The following is a 16496-nucleotide window of genomic DNA, read 5'->3' as shown; positions in this document are numbered from 1 at the left end:
TTGGGTTGATTTGAGATGGAGGGAAAATAGCATGCGTTTGATTTTGCTCGGACCACCTGGCGCCGGAAAAGGGACCCAGGCTCAGGCGATCGTCCGCCATTTCGGTATTCCGCAGATCTCTACCGGCGACATGTTGCGCGCCGCTGTGAAGGCGGGAACCCCTTTGGGACTCGAGGCGAAGCGGGTGATGGAGCGCGGGGAGTTGGTCTCGGACGAGATCATCCTGGGCCTGGTGCGGGAGCGGCTCAAAGAGAGCGACTGCGCAAAGGGCTACCTTTTTGACGGCTTTCCACGCACCATCGCCCAGGCTGAAGCGCTCAAACGCGACGGTGTGGCGCTCGATTATGTGTTGATCTTCGAGGTACCCGATGAGGAGATCGTCGAACGGATGAGCGGCCGTCTCGTTCACCCCGCGTCAGGCCGGACCTACCATGTGAAATACAATCCGCCGAAGCAGCCGGGGGTGGACGACATCACCGGGGAACCCCTCATTCAGCGTGACGACGACAAAGAGGAGACGGTTCGGGCGCGGTTGCGGGTCTACCATGAGCAGACAAAGCCCTTGATCGACTACTACACCGCGTGGGCGGCGTCAAACGATCCGGCCGCACCCAAAGTGCGTCGTGTCGAAGGCGTTGGGCCGGTAGAGGAGGTGACGGCGCGGGTGCTCGCGGCGTTAGCGAGTTAAAAAAGCGCCCGTCAAGGGGCGCTTCGCGCCACAGCAAAAAAGGAAGACGCCCCGCCGACGGGGCGTCTTGTCGTTCACGGTGCCTCTTTGACCTACCCGCACGCGCCGACGGCACCACACGCAGTGCAGAAGTCGCAGCCGTCCTTACGGATCATCGTTTGGTTGCCGCATTCGGGGCACCGTTTCCCCTGCATAAGCAGCGGCTCGTCGTCGCGGTGGGGGTGCTGCATCAGCCCCATCTCCTGCACCGGGTAGCCCCGTTCGTCGAGAATCCCCAACATCGCGTAGCGATGGATGATGAGCTGAGCGACATAGGAGACGGTGCTCGGGAAGTTGCTCTGCCGATGCTCGCCGGGAACAAACGCCATGAAGTCGCCGAGGGGTTCCGGGTAGTTGAGGAGCTTACGGAGCTTCATGCCGATCCACGCCGGGTCGATCACCCGCATGTCGAGCGAAAGAATGCGCGTGAGCCCGTCGAGCGCCCGCGGGTAGTTGCCGGCAAGCCAGACGGCGTAGGGGCGGGTGACGGTGCCGTGTCCGTCGGGCGAGGGGAGGGTGATCTCTTTGAGCCCGAGGACGAAGTCGTCGCCGGTGGTGGGGTTTTGCACGTCCACCGTCCAGGAGAGCGTCCCGTCAGCACCAGTTCGGGGTTCAAAGCGCGAGAAGAGCGCGTCGACCACCGGGGTGTGGCTACCGAAAAGCCCCTCGCCCGCGTCGATCTCCGCGAATGCGCCGAGCCGCTCGCAGCGGTAGCGGATCACTTCCGCAAACGCGGCAACGACGCTCGGGAAGCGGCGCCGTTCGCCATGGGGGGGGAAGGCCATTTCGAAGCTCTTGTCGCTGGCGACCGTCGCGAGCGTATCGAGCTTCATCTTGAGCCAGGCCCGGTCGTTCGCGCGCATGTCCATGGAGAGGGTCTTCGCCACCGCCCCGAGGCCGCGCGGTTGGTTCGCGCCATTCACCCACACCTCGAACGGAAATGCCCCCTGTTCTTGCTCAATGTGGCCGACAAAGAGGGCAAACTCCCCTTCCGGGGTGTTGAGCATGTAACACCACGCCGGGTTGCCGTCGGGAAGCTCTGGGCGTCCCGGCCAGCGCAAGCTGGCGAGCACCGGTGCGGGGAGTTTGGCGAGCGAGAGGCGGCGGTTGGCGTCGGCAAAGGCGATCGCTTCTGCGTGGGCGGCGGTGTCGCTACTGCTCTTTTCGCTCTTTTCGACGGAGAGGACCGCGCCAAGAACCGAGTTCGGACGGTAGGTCGCAAGCCCCTTGAGCCCCGACTTCCACGCGACGAGATAGAGGTCTTGGAAATCTTCGTACGGGTAGTCTTCGGGGACATTGACGGTCTTGGAGATCGAGGTGTCGATGTACGGGGCGACCGCAGCGACCATCGCTGCGTGGTCTTTGGCGGAGATTTCGAGCGCCGAGCGGAAGTATTCGGGGAGATGGGTGACGTCCCCACCAAGGTGCTTGTAGAGCCGCCATGCGTGGTCTTCGACGGCGTACTCCTTGAAGGTGCCGTCGGCCTGGCGTTTGCGCCGAGTATAGGTGTAGGAGAAGGGGGGTTCGATGCCATTGCTCGCGTTATCGGCAAAGGCGAGCGAGATCGTCCCGGTGGGCGCGATCGACAGGAGATGGGAGTTGCGAATCCCGTGCTTGCGGATCTGCTCTTTGATCGCCTCAGGCAGGCGCGACGCGAAGTTCCCGCCGGTGAGGTAGAGGTCGGCGTTGAAGAGCGGAAATGCGCCGCGCTCCTTCGCGAGTTGGACACTCGCCAGATAAGCGGCGTCGCGCATCCGTCGGGCGATCTCTGCGGCCATCGCGCGCGCCTCACTGCTGTCGTATTTGAGGCGCAACATGATCAACGCGTCCCCGAGCCCGGTAAAACCGAGGCCCACCCGGCGTTTGCTCATCGCTTCGCGGTGCTGTTCGGGAAGCGGCCAGTGGGTGACGTCGAGGACGTTATCGAGCATGCGGATCGCGACGCCGACCACCTCCTCAAACGCAGCGTAGTCGAACCGCGCCTGTTCGGTGAAGGGGTCGCGGACAAAGAGGGTCAGGTTGATCGACCCGAGGTCACAGCAGCCGTATGGGGGGAGCGGCTGCTCGGCGCACGGGTTGGTCGCTTCGATCCGTTCGCAGTAGTAGAGGTTGTTGTCGGCGTTCATCCGGTCGATGAAGAGCACCCCCGGTTCGGCGTGATCATAAGTGGAGCGCATGATCTGGTCCCAGAGGTCGCGGGCGCGCACCCTGCGGTAGACCCACAGACCGTCGTCGCGCTGATAAGCCCCGCGCGCGAGGTATTCATCGCCCGGTTCCGCTTTATGGACGAGCTCCACCTCCCGATCTTCGACCACTGCGTGCATAAAGGCGTCAGTGACCCCCACCGAAATGTTGAAGTTGGTGAGGTCCCCGTGATCTTTGGCGTGGATGAACTCTTCGATGTCAGGGTGGTCGCACCGAAGCACCCCCATCTGGGCACCGCGGCGGGAACCGGCCGATTCGACCGTTTCGCAGGAGCGGTCAAAGACGCGCATGTAGGAGACTGGGCCGGAGGCATTCGATTGGGTCCCCTTGACGCGCGCGCCGCGCGGGCGGATGCGGGAGAAGTCGTAACCGACCCCACCGCCGCGGCGCATCGTCTCCGCGGCCTGGGCAAGCGCCGTGTAGATCCCGGGGTAGCCATCTTCGACCTCGGTGACCGAATCGCCGACCGGTTGCACGAAGCAGTTGATGAGGGTGGCTTGCAGTTTCGTGCCCGCAGCGCTGTTGATCCTTCCCGCCGGAATGAAGCCGTTCTCCTGGGCCCAGAGGAAACGCGCCTCCCAATGCTTGCGCTCCTTCTCTTTTTCTACGGCGGCAAGCGCCCGCGCGACCCGGCGGCGTACCTCCTCAACGCTCTTTTCCCCCTCCTTGGCATACTTTTCGAGGAGCACTTCGAGCGAAATCTCTTGCGGCGGTAGCGCGGTAACGGTAGATTGTGCATTTGTAGTCGTGGTCATGGGGATGCTCCAGAGACGATCAACGTTCGATGTGTGGACACTTCGAGTTTAGCGTCGACACCCCGACGCGTCAACCCTAAAACGCTAGGGATAGTGACCAATGCTTATTATAAGCGCTATATATGGAATAGGGCGATGGCAAAAAAGCATGTGCGGATAATGAGTTGGAACGTTCAGTGGGGGCGGGGGGCAGACTGCCGGGTCGATTGGGCGCGAACGATCGCGGTGATTCGCGCCGTTGCCCCCGACGTCGTCGTGCTGCAGGAGGTGGCGCAACACTACCCCGAGCTTCCCGACAACGACGACGCCGATCAGGTGGCGATCCTCCACGCGGCGTTTCCTGAGTGGGCGACGGCGTATGCGCCGGGTATCGACGAAGAGCGGCACGACGGCCGGCGCAAGCGCTTTGGGAACTGGTTGGGCAGCCGTTGGCCGATCACCTGTTGGCGCTCGGTCGCGTTACCGACGCCGCCGGCGACCCACCCGAAATGGTTTCCCCGCACGGCGCTCGTCGCAACGCTCTCCGTTGCGGGGCGGTCGCTCACCGTTGTGGGAACCCACCTCGAATACTACTGCGCCCGGCAGCGCCTTGCGCAGGTGGGGGCGTTGAACGGCTTTCTTGCGGTTTCTCCCCCTCGCGCAGCCCGTGACTCCCTTGTCACGCCCCCGGCAGTGCTCGTCGGGGACTTGAATTTTCCGCCGCAATCCCCAGAATATCGGGCGTTGGCCGAAGGGGGCGCGTGGCGTGACGTCTGGCCGCTGCGCTACCCTAATCAGCCCCACGCGCCAACGGTGGGGCTCCACGGCGCGCCGTGGCCTGATCACCCCTATTGTTGCGACTATGCGTGGGTGACGACCGATCTGATGCCGGAAGTGGTCGCTTTCGAGGTCCTCGCCGAGACCGCCGCGAGCGACCACCAGCCGATTGTCCTGACCCTCAACTGGAGTGACGGTGGGTAAGATGAGTAAAGCGTTCGTCCAAGAGCGCGACGATGACGACGACGAGTTGCCAGAGGTCCGCGCGGCCAGCGGCTTCAAGAACTACATGACGCCAGAGGGCTACCGCGCGTTGCGCGAAGAGTTTGAGCATCTGGTGAAGGTCGAACGGCCGCGCCTCGTCGAGGTGGTGGCGTGGGCGGCCGGAAACGGCGACCGCTCTGAGAACGGCGACTACATCTACGGCAAGCGGCGGTTGCGCGAGATCGACCGGCGGATCCGCTACCTCACGAAGCGGCTCGAGAGCGCCGAGGTGGTCGACCCCGCGCTCCGTGATTCGACCGACCGGGTCTATTTCGGTGCGACCGTCACGGTGCTTGACCTGGCGACCGACGAGGAGGAGACCTGGCAAATCGTCGGGGTCGATGAGGCACAGCCTAGTAGAGGAAAAATCAGCTGGCTCTCACCGCTTGCGCAAGCGCTGTTGAAACGCGCCGTCGGGGACGAGGTGCGGGTTCCCGTTCCGGGTGGGGCACGGATGTTGGAGATTGTCGAGGTGCAATACGTCAGGAGCGTACAGCAATGAGTGCAAGCAAAACTCTTCCTTTTCAGGCCGAAGTCCGCGAGCTACTCCATCTCGTGATCCATTCGCTCTACTCCAACCCGGAGATCTTCCTGCGGGAGTTGATCTCCAACGCCTCGGACGCCTGCGACAAGCTGCGGTTCGAGGCGGCAACGAAGCCCGAGCTCTTCGAAGGGGATGGGGAGCTCAAAATCTGGGTCGATTACGACAAAGCGGCCCATACGATCACGGTGCGGGACAACGGGATCGGCATGGATGAGGCGGAGGTGGTCGAAAACCTCGGGACGATCGCCCGTTCGGGCACCAAGGAGTTCTTTCGCAATCTCTCGGGTGACGCGCAGCGGGATTCGCTGTTGATCGGGCAGTTTGGGGTCGGTTTCTATTCGGCGTTCATCGTCGCCGACACCGTCACCGTCCGCACGCGCAAAGCGGGGTTGCCGGCCGACGCCGGGGTCGAGTGGCGCTGTTCCTTGACGGGTGACGAGGCGAACGCCTTTACCGTCACGCCGATCACGCGGCCGGAACGGGGGACCGAAGTGGTCCTGCACCTCAAAGAGGAGGCGCGCGACTTTCTCTCCCGCTGGCGGTTGAGCGAACTGATTCACAAATATTCGGAGCACATCCTCTGGCCAATTCTGATGCCGAAGGAGGAGTGGGACAAAGAGGGGGGCGAATACCGCCGCACCGACGAGTGGGAGAAAATCAACCAGGGGACTGCCCTCTGGGCGCGGGCGAAAAACGAGATCAGCGACGAGGAGTATCGTAACTTCTATCGCCACGTCGCCCACGACTTCGACGAACCGCTCGCGTGGCTCCACGCAAAAATCGAAGGCAAGCACGACTATACGCTGCTTCTCTACCTCCCGAAGCACCCGCCGTTTGACCTGTGGGATGCGAAGCCGCGCCACGGGGTGAAGCTCTACGTCAAGCGGGTCTTCATCATGGAGGATGCCGAGAGGCTGTTACCCCACTACCTGCGCTTTGTCCGTGGCGTCGTCGACGCCGCCGATCTGCCGCTCAATGTTTCACGCGAGATGCTGCAGGAGGCCAAGGTGCTCGACGCGATTCGCAGCGGCATCACCAAACGGGTGTTGGGGCTTCTGGAGCAACTCGCGAAGAATGAACCGGAGAAGTACGCCACCTTCTGGCAGGCGTTTGGCCGAGTGCTCAAGGAGGGGGTTGGCGAGGATCCGGCGAACCGCGAGCGGATCGCGGCGCTCCTGCGCTTCGTCTCGACCGCAAGCGAGGGGGACGCGCCCACCGTGTCGCTCGACGACTATTTGGCGCGGATGAAAGAGGGGCAGACGCGGATCTACTACCTCACCGCCGATTCGCTCGCTGCCGCGCGCCACAGTCCCCACCTCGAGCTCTTCAAGAAGAAGGGGATCGAGGTGTTGTTGCTCACCGACCGGATCGACGAATGGTGGACGGCGCACCTCACCGAGTACCAAGGAAAACCGTTGGTGAGTGTCACGCGCGGCACTGAGGAGATCGCCGCGTTCGACGACGCCGAGAAGGCGGCCGTGGAAGAGGCGAGCAAGACGCACGACGCAACCCTCAAGCGCCTTGCCGAGGTGCTGAAAGAGAGAGTGAAAGCGGTGCGGCCTTCGGCGCGCCTCACCGAGTCGCCCGCTTGCCTGGTGGTGGAAGAGGGGGGAATGACGCTCCACTTGAAGCGGATTCTCGAAGCGGCGGGGCAGAAGGCCCCAGCAGTGCAGCCGGTGCTCGAAGTGAACGTCGACCATCCCCTCTTTGCGCGGATCGCCGCAACAGAAGACGAGACGTCTTTCGCCGAGTGGGCGACGCTCCTCTTTGAAGAGGCCCTTCTTGCCGAAGGGGGGACACTTGATGACCCTGCCGGGTTCGTCAAGCGGGTCAATCGGCTGCTGGCTGGTTGACCGCGGTAGAATCGGTCACCCGCCGCGGAGTTTGCGCATCCGCTCCGCGGGGGTGATGATGTCGGTGAGGCGAATCCCGAACTTTTCGTTCACCACGACTACCTCCCCTTGGGCAATCAGGGTGCCATTCACCAGCACGTCCATCGGCTCGCCCGCAAGGCCGTCGAGTTCGATCACCGATCCGTGGGCGAGCTGCAGCAGATTGCGGATCGGCATTTTGGTCCGGCCGAGCTCCACGGTGATCTGGACCGGGATGTCCATGATCATCTGAAAGTCAGAGAGGTTCTCCACCTTTTGGTTGGGGCCGCCAAAATCGGGGAAGAGGTCTTTTGCGGGTTTTGCCCCGTAGGGGTCTGATGTAGCGGGCGCCTGATGCTCCTGTTCGGCCAGCGCCGCCGCCCACTCATCGGCGAGCGCCGATTCATCGACGCCCGCGTCGCCCCCTTGCTCTGCCGCGGCCTGCTCTTGCATCGCAGCTTCCCAGTCGTCGGGGGTCACCTCGTCCTTTTCGGGTGTGTTGGGGGTATCGGGTTCAGCGACCATCGTGGTTACTCCTCGGGTTGCTCTTCTGCTTCTCTGCTCGGCTGAGCGGCGCCATTGCCGTTGACCGGTTCGTCGGGCGGCTCCTCTTCAGCGACGAAGTGGTCGATTTTCACCGCGTAGTGTTTGTTGCGCGTACCGTAATGGCCGCGGATCACCGGGATGCCGTCACTGTAGACGGTGACGAGTTCGGGGATCTCGATCGGGATCACGTCCCCCACCCGGAGGTCAACGAGATCGCCCAAGGTGAGTTGACCGCGGCCAATCACGGCGTTGAGGGTCACCTCTGCTTCGACGAGCCGTCGGGCGAGATTCCGCGTCCAGCGGGAGTCTTGCGTCATCTGGTCGCTTTGCATCGTCGAGTAGAGGAGGTCGCGCACCGGCTCGAGCATCGAGTAGGGCCAGCAGATGTGGATGTTCGCCTGTCCCACCCCCAGGTCGAGGACGAATTGGGAGGCGACGACGATCTCCGAGGGGGTGGCAATGCTGGCAAACTGCGGGTTCATCTCGGAGCGCACGTAGCCGAGTTCGATTTTGTAGACCGGTGCCCAGGCGCGTTGGTAGTCCTCGAAAACGACGTTCAATAGCCCCAGGATGATCCGCTGTTCCGTGGGACTGAAGCCGCGCCCTTCGATGCGGGTGTGGAACCGCCCGTCGCCGCCAAAGAGGATGTCGACGACGAGGAAGATCAGGTTGGGCTCCATGACGATGAGGCCGTTCCCGCGGAAGGGTTTCGCCTGCACCAGGTTGAGGTTGGTCGGAATGACGAGATTGCGGATGAACTCCCCATATTTCTGCACATGGAGCGCACCGACCGACACTTCGATGTTGCGGCGGACGAAATTGAAGAGCCCCACCCGCAGATAGCGGGCAAAGCGCTCGTTGATCAGCTCCATCGTGGGCATGCGCCCACGGACGATCCGCTCCTGGGTGGCGAGGTTGTAGGGGCGGATCCCCCCCTCTTCCTCTTGCGCGGGGGTCTCCGGCTCGTCCTCCTCGCCGGTCACTCCGCGCAGGAGCGCGTCGACCTCTTCTTGCGAGAGAAACTCAGAGGAGTTTTCCACGAATGCCCCCTACGTCTATCCACTGCTACTGGATGATGAACGAGCGGAAGAGCACCGCCTGTACCGGTCCCGACGGTCCCAGCTGCTGCATGTCGCGCGAGCGCGGCGGGTAACCGAGGACCTCATTGATCGTGTCGCGAATGTCCATCGCCAACTCCTCCCGTTTTTTCGGCGTGGCGAGCTCTGAAGGCAATTTGCTCGAGAGGAGCAGGTTGATGCGGTGGAGAATCTCGGGCATGAACTGCTTGATCGTGGGGTCGAACTTTTGATCGGCGATTCTGAGCACGATAGCGACTTGCAGGTAGCGCTCGCCTTCACCCGGTGCCAGATTGACGACGATCGGATCGAGCGAGACGAAGACGGGCGGTTTTCCGGGATCGACCACCACCGGTGGCGGCGCAGGCGCATGCGCTTCGGTTTTGGCGGGCGCTGCGTGGTCGGCCGATTTCGCCTCGTCGCCGTGGTTGTCACCCCCCTTCTTCTTCAGGAGGAGAAAGCCCATTACCCCCATTCCTGCCAGGAGGAGCACAATCAACACGATCAGCAGGATGATGAGCAGTTTCCCTTTTCCCGCTTTCGCCGGAGCGGCCTCTTGGCCTGTCTCCTCTTTTGCTGCCTCTTTCGCCATCTGATGCACTCCTTGTTTGTTCCCGATGATAGGTCAATTATCGCGCACCCGTGGCGAAAAAAAGAGCCCCGAATCGGGGGCAATTATGCCCATGCCTCGAGTGTACCGCTCTCAGCGCGGCGGGATGGGGTGGCAAGCGCTGGGGCGGTTGCGATGGGGGCGGCTCCTTGCGCGATGGAGGCGCCTCTACCTTGATCCCAGTCCTGCCGCGATTGCTGGGGGGATTGCCACGCTTCCGATCCCCCGCCTTGATTCGCGACGCTCGATTGCCCGAGCTGGATCCCCGACTGCTGCAAGAGCTCGCGCAAGCGGGGAAGCGCTTGGTCGAGCGCGTCACGGGCTGCTTGGGAGGCGGTGACGAAGTGGGCGGTGAGCTGATCCTGATGGAGTTGCAGCGTCACTTCGAGTTTCCCCAAGTTCGGCGGGTTGAGCTGCAGCTCGACCTTATGGACCGCCTGCCCGGCGTGCCAGACGATCCGTTCGGCGGTCTCGGTTGCCCACTGCGCCACTTGGGTCACCGGGGTGGCGATCGTCTCTGGGGTGGAACGGTAAAGGAGAGGGGCGTTGGGGGGGAGGGCACTTTCGGGTGGGTTCCCTGTGGGCGGAAGTTGAGTGGAGTTTGCGCGTGACGCTTTCGGGTCGGTAATGCCGAGCGTCTCCTTGAGCTGAGCAAGTAATGCCTCCCAGTCGCTCTCAGAGGTGAGGCGACTGACCGGCTTGGCTGCGGACACCGCCTCGGCAAGGGTTGCCGCACTCGAATTCGCTTTTGCTGCGAAGGGAGAGGTGGGGAAAAGCGCTTGGGCGCGCTCGTCGCTCGCCTGCCATTCGCGCAGCAGCTGTCGCCATGGGGGGGGGAGCGCTTCGGGTGAAGATACTGCACCGGTATCTTTCTGGACGAGTTGCGCCACGAGCGCCGCCAGCGGGGCAGGGAGGCCATTGGGGAATGGCGAGGGTTGCGCAGGGGGTTGGGCGTCGTTTTGCAGCGACGTCAGGAGCGCCGCCGCCTCCCGCCAACCTTGGCTCGAGGGGAGCTGAAGGGTGGTGGCGCTACTCTGCCCGGCGAGGAGGGCCTGGAGTTTAGAGGCGAGCGCGGGGTTTTGTTGGAACATTTGCGCGAGAGCGGTGGTGAGCGCCCCGGGTTCCATTGTGTTGTCCGCGGCAAGAAGGTGCGCGAGCTCCTCCTTGTTGATGAGGGGCAGTCGATCGGCCAGGGGTTGTGCAGCCGATGAGGTGAGGAGGTCGGCAAGATTGGCCGTCGCGGTATTGTTGCCGGCAGCGGTTACTGCGGCAGCGCTCGCCTCTCCCTGTGGGGGTGCCGCGGGGGCGGGCTGTTTGGCGATCCACTGCAGGAGCCACTGAGCGAGCATCTGGGCGAGCGCTTGCGCGTCAGGCGGCTCATTTTCTTGCCCTGGCTGGGAAGTTGCAGTGGGAGAAGCAGACGCGGAGTCATGACCCCCTTGCGAACGGTGCAGGAGTTGGGCAAAGATCGACCGGACGCTCCCGGGGGAGGCTACTGCGACATCAGTGGCTCCGGCGAGGCTGCCCGCGTTGGCCCGCGCGCTCGAAGGCTCAAGGGATGCAGGGAGAGGGAGTGTGACGGTCATGAGAAGGCTCCTCCATCGTCAGGGTTTCGGTGCACACGTCGATTTGCCCATTCATCGAGCAATTTTTGTGCCATTTTCTCCTCTCGCTGTTTGGTTGCCGCCGCTTGCCGCTCGAGGAGCAGGTCGAACGCTTTGCGGCGTCCCATCGTTGCGTGCCATTCGGCACGGGCGGCATCTTGCCGCTCTTGCGCTTCGCGGACGAGCTCGCTTTGGACAGTAATCGCCTCATCCAAGCGAGCGAGAAAGTCACGGAGGTTCGCTAGAACCGCGAAGGGCTCGCCGCGTTCTAAGGCGCTACGGTAGCGTTCGCGATACTCCTCGCGAAATGTCCTCAGCATCTCCTCTTTGGCCTTCGCTGCTTCAACCGCCTGAGTCGCGGCCCCGAACTGCTGGGCTGCCTCTTTTTCTGCTTCAGCGATCAGTTCGCGAACGGTGACGAGTGTTTCGCGCCGGGTCATTGCAGCACCTCAGCGAGTCGTTCCAGGGCTTCGCTCAACGAGGCGCGTTCGCGCATCCCTTGCTGGAGGTAGCGAGCCATCGCCGGCTGACGGGCGATCGCCTCGTCGAGTTCCGGGTCGTTTCCTTTTTGGTAGGCACCCACTGCAAGGAGATCGCGCGCGTTGCGGTACCGCGCCCAGAGTCGTTTGAAGCGGGTGGCGAGTTTCAGGTGTTCGGGGGTGACCACTTGCGGCATCGTGCGCGAGATCGATTGATCGATCGCGATCGCCGGGTAGTGCCCTTCGTCGGCGAGTTCGCGGGCAAGCACAATATGGCCGTCGAGAATCCCGCGCGCAGCGTCGGCAACCGGGTCTTGCAGGTCGTCCCCTTCGGTGAGCACCGTGTAAAACGCAGTGATCGAACCCTCTCCTTCGCGCCCTTGACCCGCCCGCTCGACCAGCGCGGGAAGACGGGCGAAGACCGACGCCGGATACCCTTTGGTCACCGGAGGTTCGCCGATCGAAAGGGCGATCTCCCGTTGCGCCATTGCAAAGCGGGTCAGCGAATCCATGATCAGCAGCACCTTGAGCCCCTCGTCGCGGAAGGACTCGGCGATCGTGGTGGCGTAGATCGCTCCTTGGAGGCGAAGGAGCGGGTTGGCGTCTGCTGGCGCGGCGACGACGACGGCGCGCGCGAGCCCCTCGGGGCCGAGGATGTCGTCGATGAATTCGCGCACTTCCCGGCCCCGCTCGCCGATCAGCGCGACGACGACGACGTCGGCGTCGGTGTAGCGCGCCATCATCCCCAACAGGACCGATTTGCCCACCCCTGTGCCGGCAAAAAGGCCGATACGCTGGCCACACCCGACGGTAAGCAGCCCGTCGATCGCGCGGATCCCGACGTCGATCGGCTGGGTGATCGGGGTGCGCTCAAGCGGGTTGATCGGCCGCGCCGCCAGGGAGCGCGGGGCGATATGGGTGAGCGGCCCGTGATGGTCGAGCGGCCGGCCGTTGCCGTCGACGACCCGTCCGATGAGCCCTCGTCCCACCGGGAGGTGTTTGGCCCGGTCGGTCTGCCGGCGGTTGGGGTGGAGCGAGCGGTCGAGGCGTAACGAGAGCGGCGGGGGGTCAGCGGGAAAGACCGCCGCGCCTGGCATCGCGCCGTAGAGCGGTTCGGTGGGCATCAGGTAGAGGGTCGAATCGTGAAACCCCACCACCTCGGCCTCGGCGTGGGCGTTGTCGGCAAGGGCGATGCGGCAGGTGGCGCCAACCGGTAGCCGGATCCCCTCGGCCTCGAGGACAAGGCCACTCGCGCGGGTGAGTCGCCCCGCGGAGAGGATCGGCGAGGTGGCGCGCACCTCGTCGGTGAGGAGCGCAAGAAGTTGCGCGAGCGGCTCGGCAGGGTCAACGGGGTTCGTCATCGCCAATTGCCCACGTGGCTGCGGCGGGGTTGATTCGCGAGACGATGCGTCGCCAACGGTTGGGGAGTGTGGCGTCGACCAAGAAGGACTCCCCTTCCATCCAGACTGACCCGCGCGTGAGTTCTGGATCTGCTTGCCACCGGATTCCTTCCGGTTCGCCAATGGCGTCGCGCACAAGGGTGAGGTCGTCGGGGTGGAGTTTCACTGTCACTGGGCGGCGGGTTTCACTCGCAAGCGTCTTTTGCGCCAGGGCGACCACCGTCTCGGGATGGGTTTTGAGTTCTTCTTGAAGGACAGAACGAGCAATCTCGATCGCGAGCGTTGCAATCGGCTCGGCGAGTTTCTGCGGCATCTGCTGCCACGCCGTGGCGATCTCACTGACGAGGCGGTTGAGCGCATCACACTGTTCGGCCCAGCGCGGGCCCCATTCGGCCTTCGCTTGCTCAACTCCTTCGCGCTGCCCTGCCGCAAAACCGTCGGCATGGCCTTGGGCTTCGCCCGCTTGACGCCCTTCGCGCTCCCCTTGGGTGTACCCTTCGGCGTGCCCCGCGGTGAAGCCAGCCTGGTATCCTTCGGCTTTTCCTTCGGCGTAGCCGGTGCGATACCCTTCGTCGTACCCCTCTTGCCGCGCCGTCTCGATGATCTGTGCCACGTCGCGCGCTGAGGGGAGGCGGGGTTCGGCAGAATCGTCGGCGTCGACCGAGGGCGCGAGGGGAGAGGGGGTGCGGCGGGGCCGTCCGCTCTCGTCGAAGGAGGGGAGGGGAAGCGGCGGGTAGAGGCCGCTTGCTTGGTGGCGTTCGATCGGCATGATCGGTTAGAGGAACCCTTCCTCGCCCCCTTTGCTCGGGAGCATGATCTGCCCCTCTTCGGCAAGGCGGCGAACCACCTTGAGGATCTCCTTCTGTGCCGCTTCCACTTCGGAGACGCGGACCGGGCCACGGCTCTCGAGGTCTTCGCGCAACATCTCGGCGGCACGCTGCGACATGTTTTTGAAGATCTTTTCCCGCAGCTCGGGCGATGCCCCTTTGAGGGCAAGCACCAGTTGGTCGTTCGCCACTTCCCGGAGGAGCGTCTGGATGCTGCGGTCGTCCATCTCAAGGAGGTTATCGAAGACGAACATCTCGTCCATGATCCGCTGCGCGAGGTCGGGGTCATATTCGCGCACCGCGTCGAGCACTTCGGTTTCGATCTGCGCGCCGACAAAGTTGAGAATTTCGGCCACGTGGCGCACCCCGCCAGCGGCCTTCCCTTTGGCGCTCGACGAGGCGTTGGCAAGCAGCTCGGAGAGCGCTTCGTTGAGCTCCTTGAGCGCCTGCGGTTGCACCCCCTCGAGAGTCGCGATGCGCAGGATCACGTCGTTGCGCAGCCGCTCCGGGAAGCGTTTGAGGATCTCGCCAGCAAAATCGTAGTCGAGGTGGACGAGGATCGTGGCAATGATTTGGGGGTGCTCGTTCTTGATGAGATCGGCCGCGGTACCGGGGTCGAGCCATTTGAGGCTCTCGATCGCGCCGGTGTCCGACCCTTGGAGGATTTTGCCGATGATGTGGCTCGCCTTGTCGTCGCCGAGCGCTTGGGTGAGCATCTGACGGATCTGCTCGGGGTCGGGTTCGATCGGCGCCCCCTTTTTGAAGTGCTCGATCGCCTCATCGAGAAGCGCCTCGACCTCCTCCCGCGGTTTGGGGGGAAGCGTGGCCATCGCCATCCCCAGCGTCTGCACCTCCCTCGGCCCAAGATGCTTGAGCACTGCCGCCGCCTCAGCGGGGCCAAGCGTCACGAGGAGCGTCGCTGCCTTTTCGATCGCCGGGTTATCCTTGCTGCTCATTTATTCTTCCCTCCGGCTTCGATCCACTCTTTGATGAGGTTGGCCATCAGTTTCGGATTGGTCTGCGTCAGCTCACGGAGCGTTGCCAGTTTCTCTTCGAAGGGGTCGGCTGGCGTCAGATGGGAGAGGTGGAGCAGAGCGTCCGGCGACGCTTCGCCGCCAAGAGGTTCCGCTCCGGCAGCACCACCCCCTTCACCAGGCCACTCTGCTCCTGCGGGGGAGGTTGCTCGTTCGCTCGCCGCTTCGCCTTCACCGCCGCCGCTGCTACCCGCTTTTTCTTCCTTCGGCGGCGTGACGGCGCGCAAGAGGGGTCGGATCACGCCGAAGTAGATCAGCGTGAGCGCGATGACGATGGTGAGGAAGCGCAAGAGTTCGCGCAAAATTTCGACCATATCGGGGTCTTCAAGGAGTTTCTGCCACCAGCTCCGCTGCGGCGTATCGGGAACGTCAGAGAAGAGGACACCGCGCACCGTAATGGTATCACCGCGGTTGGGGTCGAACCCCAACGCGCTCTTCACCAAGAGCTCAAGCTGTTGCAGTTCGGCGTCTGAGGGGATGACTACCTCCCCCTCTTTGGTCTTCTCCCGCTTCTGGTTGACCACCACCGCGACCGCAAGTTTTTTGATCGCCCCCTGCGCTTTCTGGACGTGTTCAATGGTGCGGTCGAGTTCATAATTGATCGTCGCCGACCGCTCGCGCTGCAGGGTGTTTGCGCTCCCTGTGGGCGGCACCTCTGGGTTGGTAATCGGCGCGGTGGCCGGTACGGGCGGCTGGTTGGTGAGTGCTCCGGGAACCCCTTGGGGAAGCGCTTCGCCACCGAACTTTTCGTGAATCTCCTGGCTGCGGATCGCCTGGTTGGGGGTGGGGTTCGGGCGATAGCTCTCGGCGGTCCGTTCGATGCGGTCGAAATCGATCTCGAGCGACACCTCGGCGCGGAAGTTGGGTTTGCCGACGACGGGGGCAAGGAGCGACTCGACCCGCTCACGGTAGCGGCTCTCCAACTCATGACGGTAGGCGAGCTGTTTCGCGCTCAACGTCTGGGCAAAGGGGTCGGGCTGCAGGGTGAGGAGTTTGCCGTTCTGGTCGACGATCGAGACGTCAGCCGGGTCCATGTTGGGGACGCTCGAGGCGACTAGGTGGCGGATGCCGGCGATTTGCGTCTCGTCGAGGAGCCGCCCGGGGCGGAGGTGGAGGACCACCGACGCGGTCGGTTTCTGTTGGTCGCGCAAAAAGCTCGTCCGCTTCGGGATCGCCAGATGGACGCGCGCTTGCGCCACCGCCGCAAGGGTCGTGATCGAGCGCGCGAGCTCCCCTTCGAGCGCCCGCTGGTAGTTGATCTGCTCGGCAAATTGGGTGATCCCCAATTTTTGATTGTCGAGGAGCTCAAAGCCGACCGTACCCCCTTTGGGGAGCCCCTGCGCGGCAAAGCGCAACCGCAGCTCATGCACTTGGTTCGCCGGGACCAGAATCGTGCTCCCCCCTTGCGCCAGTTCAAAGGGGATCTTTTGCTGTTTGAGCTGCTCGACAATCGCCCCGCCGTCTTGGGGATCCAGATTGGAAAAGAGGACGCCCTGGTTCGCCGGTTTCGACCAGAGCCAGACGCCAATGAGCATCGCGATCGCCAACGCGAGCGCAGCACCCGCCGCGAGCTTCTGCTGCGGACTCCAGCCGGCGATCCGGTCAGTGAACGCTTGCCACGGTGCCCTTTGGGCTGCCCGGTCGGTGGTGGTCGCGTCCCGTTCGCTGTTGCCCGAGGGGTTCAACCCCATCTCGACGGTTGCTTCGGCCATGATCTCTGTCCCCTTCTCAGCTCATAACCATTATCGCCCAATCGGTCGACGGGAAAAGGCGAAAAAGCGGCAAAAGTCGCCGGCAA

The 16496-nt window shown here is 63.5% G+C and carries 14 protein-coding genes; 4 read left to right on the top strand and 10 right to left on the bottom strand.

Annotation, left to right across the window (positions count from 1 at the left end):
• The first annotated feature begins 31 nt into the window (after positions 1-31).
• Positions 32-688 carry an adenylate kinase gene (adk, locus tag ACYQ6T_RS01815; protein WP_459826880.1) on the top strand — a complete coding sequence of 219 codons (657 nt, stop codon included), beginning with the start codon at positions 32-34 and terminating at the stop codon, positions 686-688.
• A 92-nt stretch (positions 689-780) separates the two neighbouring features.
• Here the strand turns inward: adk and ACYQ6T_RS01810 are convergent, their stop codons facing one another.
• Positions 781-3687, bottom strand: a complete 2907-nt coding sequence (locus ACYQ6T_RS01810; protein ID WP_459826878.1) for an adenosylcobalamin-dependent ribonucleoside-diphosphate reductase — start codon at positions 3685-3687, stop codon at positions 781-783.
• Between the two features lie 159 nt (positions 3688-3846).
• Here ACYQ6T_RS01810 and ACYQ6T_RS01805 point away from each other — a divergent pair, with 159 nt between their 5' ends.
• The 3 genes from ACYQ6T_RS01805 to htpG are packed head-to-tail and all read left to right on the top strand — an operon-like array spanning position 3847 to position 7104.
• Positions 3847-4647: an endonuclease/exonuclease/phosphatase family protein gene (locus ACYQ6T_RS01805; protein ID WP_459826876.1), complete on the top strand. Its 801-nt coding sequence runs from the start codon at positions 3847-3849 to the stop codon at positions 4645-4647.
• A gap of 1 nt (position 4648) precedes the next feature.
• On the top strand, positions 4649-5209 hold the full coding sequence (gene greB, locus ACYQ6T_RS01800; RefSeq protein WP_459826874.1) for a transcription elongation factor GreB: 561 nt from the start codon (positions 4649-4651) through the stop codon (positions 5207-5209).
• The gene (htpG, locus tag ACYQ6T_RS01795) at positions 5206-7104 is read left to right on the top strand and encodes a molecular chaperone HtpG (protein ID WP_459826872.1); all 1899 of its coding nucleotides are present in this window, start codon (positions 5206-5208) and stop codon (positions 7102-7104) included. Before greB ends, htpG begins: the two co-directional genes overlap by 4 nt.
• Before the next feature lie 15 nt (positions 7105-7119).
• Here the strand turns inward: htpG and fliN are convergent, their stop codons facing one another.
• From fliN to fliF, 9 genes are all read right to left on the bottom strand, one after another.
• Positions 7120-7647 carry a flagellar motor switch protein FliN gene (fliN, locus tag ACYQ6T_RS01790; protein WP_459826870.1) on the bottom strand — a complete coding sequence of 176 codons (528 nt, stop codon included), beginning with the start codon at positions 7645-7647 and terminating at the stop codon, positions 7120-7122.
• A gap of 5 nt (positions 7648-7652) precedes the next feature.
• Complete coding sequence (gene fliM, locus ACYQ6T_RS01785) at positions 7653-8708, bottom strand: flagellar motor switch protein FliM (protein ID WP_459826868.1); 1056 nt, start codon at positions 8706-8708, stop codon at positions 7653-7655.
• Between the two features lie 25 nt (positions 8709-8733).
• A complete protein-coding gene (locus ACYQ6T_RS01780) occupies positions 8734-9336 on the bottom strand; it encodes a flagellar basal body-associated FliL family protein (RefSeq protein ID WP_459826866.1) in 603 nt (200 codons plus the stop codon).
• An 83-nt stretch (positions 9337-9419) separates the two neighbouring features.
• Positions 9420-10940, bottom strand: coding sequence for a flagellar hook-length control protein FliK (locus ACYQ6T_RS01775; protein WP_459826864.1), 1521 nt, complete (start codon positions 10938-10940; stop codon positions 9420-9422).
• Positions 10937-11398, bottom strand: a complete 462-nt coding sequence (gene fliJ / locus ACYQ6T_RS01770; protein ID WP_459826862.1) for a flagellar export protein FliJ — start codon at positions 11396-11398, stop codon at positions 10937-10939. Before fliJ ends, ACYQ6T_RS01775 begins: the two co-directional genes overlap by 4 nt.
• On the bottom strand, positions 11395-12798 hold the full coding sequence (fliI, locus tag ACYQ6T_RS01765) for a flagellar protein export ATPase FliI (RefSeq protein ID WP_459826860.1): 1404 nt from the start codon (positions 12796-12798) through the stop codon (positions 11395-11397). Before fliI ends, fliJ begins: the two co-directional genes overlap by 4 nt.
• Complete coding sequence (locus tag ACYQ6T_RS01760; RefSeq protein ID WP_459826858.1) at positions 12782-13606, bottom strand: FliH/SctL family protein; 825 nt, start codon at positions 13604-13606, stop codon at positions 12782-12784. The genes fliI and ACYQ6T_RS01760 overlap by 17 nt, the downstream gene beginning before the upstream one ends.
• 6 nt (positions 13607-13612) lie before the next feature.
• A complete protein-coding gene (gene fliG, locus ACYQ6T_RS01755; RefSeq protein WP_459826856.1) occupies positions 13613-14620 on the bottom strand; it encodes a flagellar motor switch protein FliG in 1008 nt (335 codons plus the stop codon).
• A complete protein-coding gene (gene fliF, locus ACYQ6T_RS01750; RefSeq protein WP_459826854.1) occupies positions 14617-16410 on the bottom strand; it encodes a flagellar basal-body MS-ring/collar protein FliF in 1794 nt (597 codons plus the stop codon). The genes fliG and fliF overlap by 4 nt, the downstream gene beginning before the upstream one ends.
• Between the last annotated feature and the right edge of the window lie 86 nt (positions 16411-16496).

This window comes from Hydrogenophilus islandicus (genome assembly GCF_054657095.1).
The sequence above is the reverse complement of the archived record's forward strand: the minus strand, read 5'-3'. Positions and strand labels throughout refer to the sequence as shown.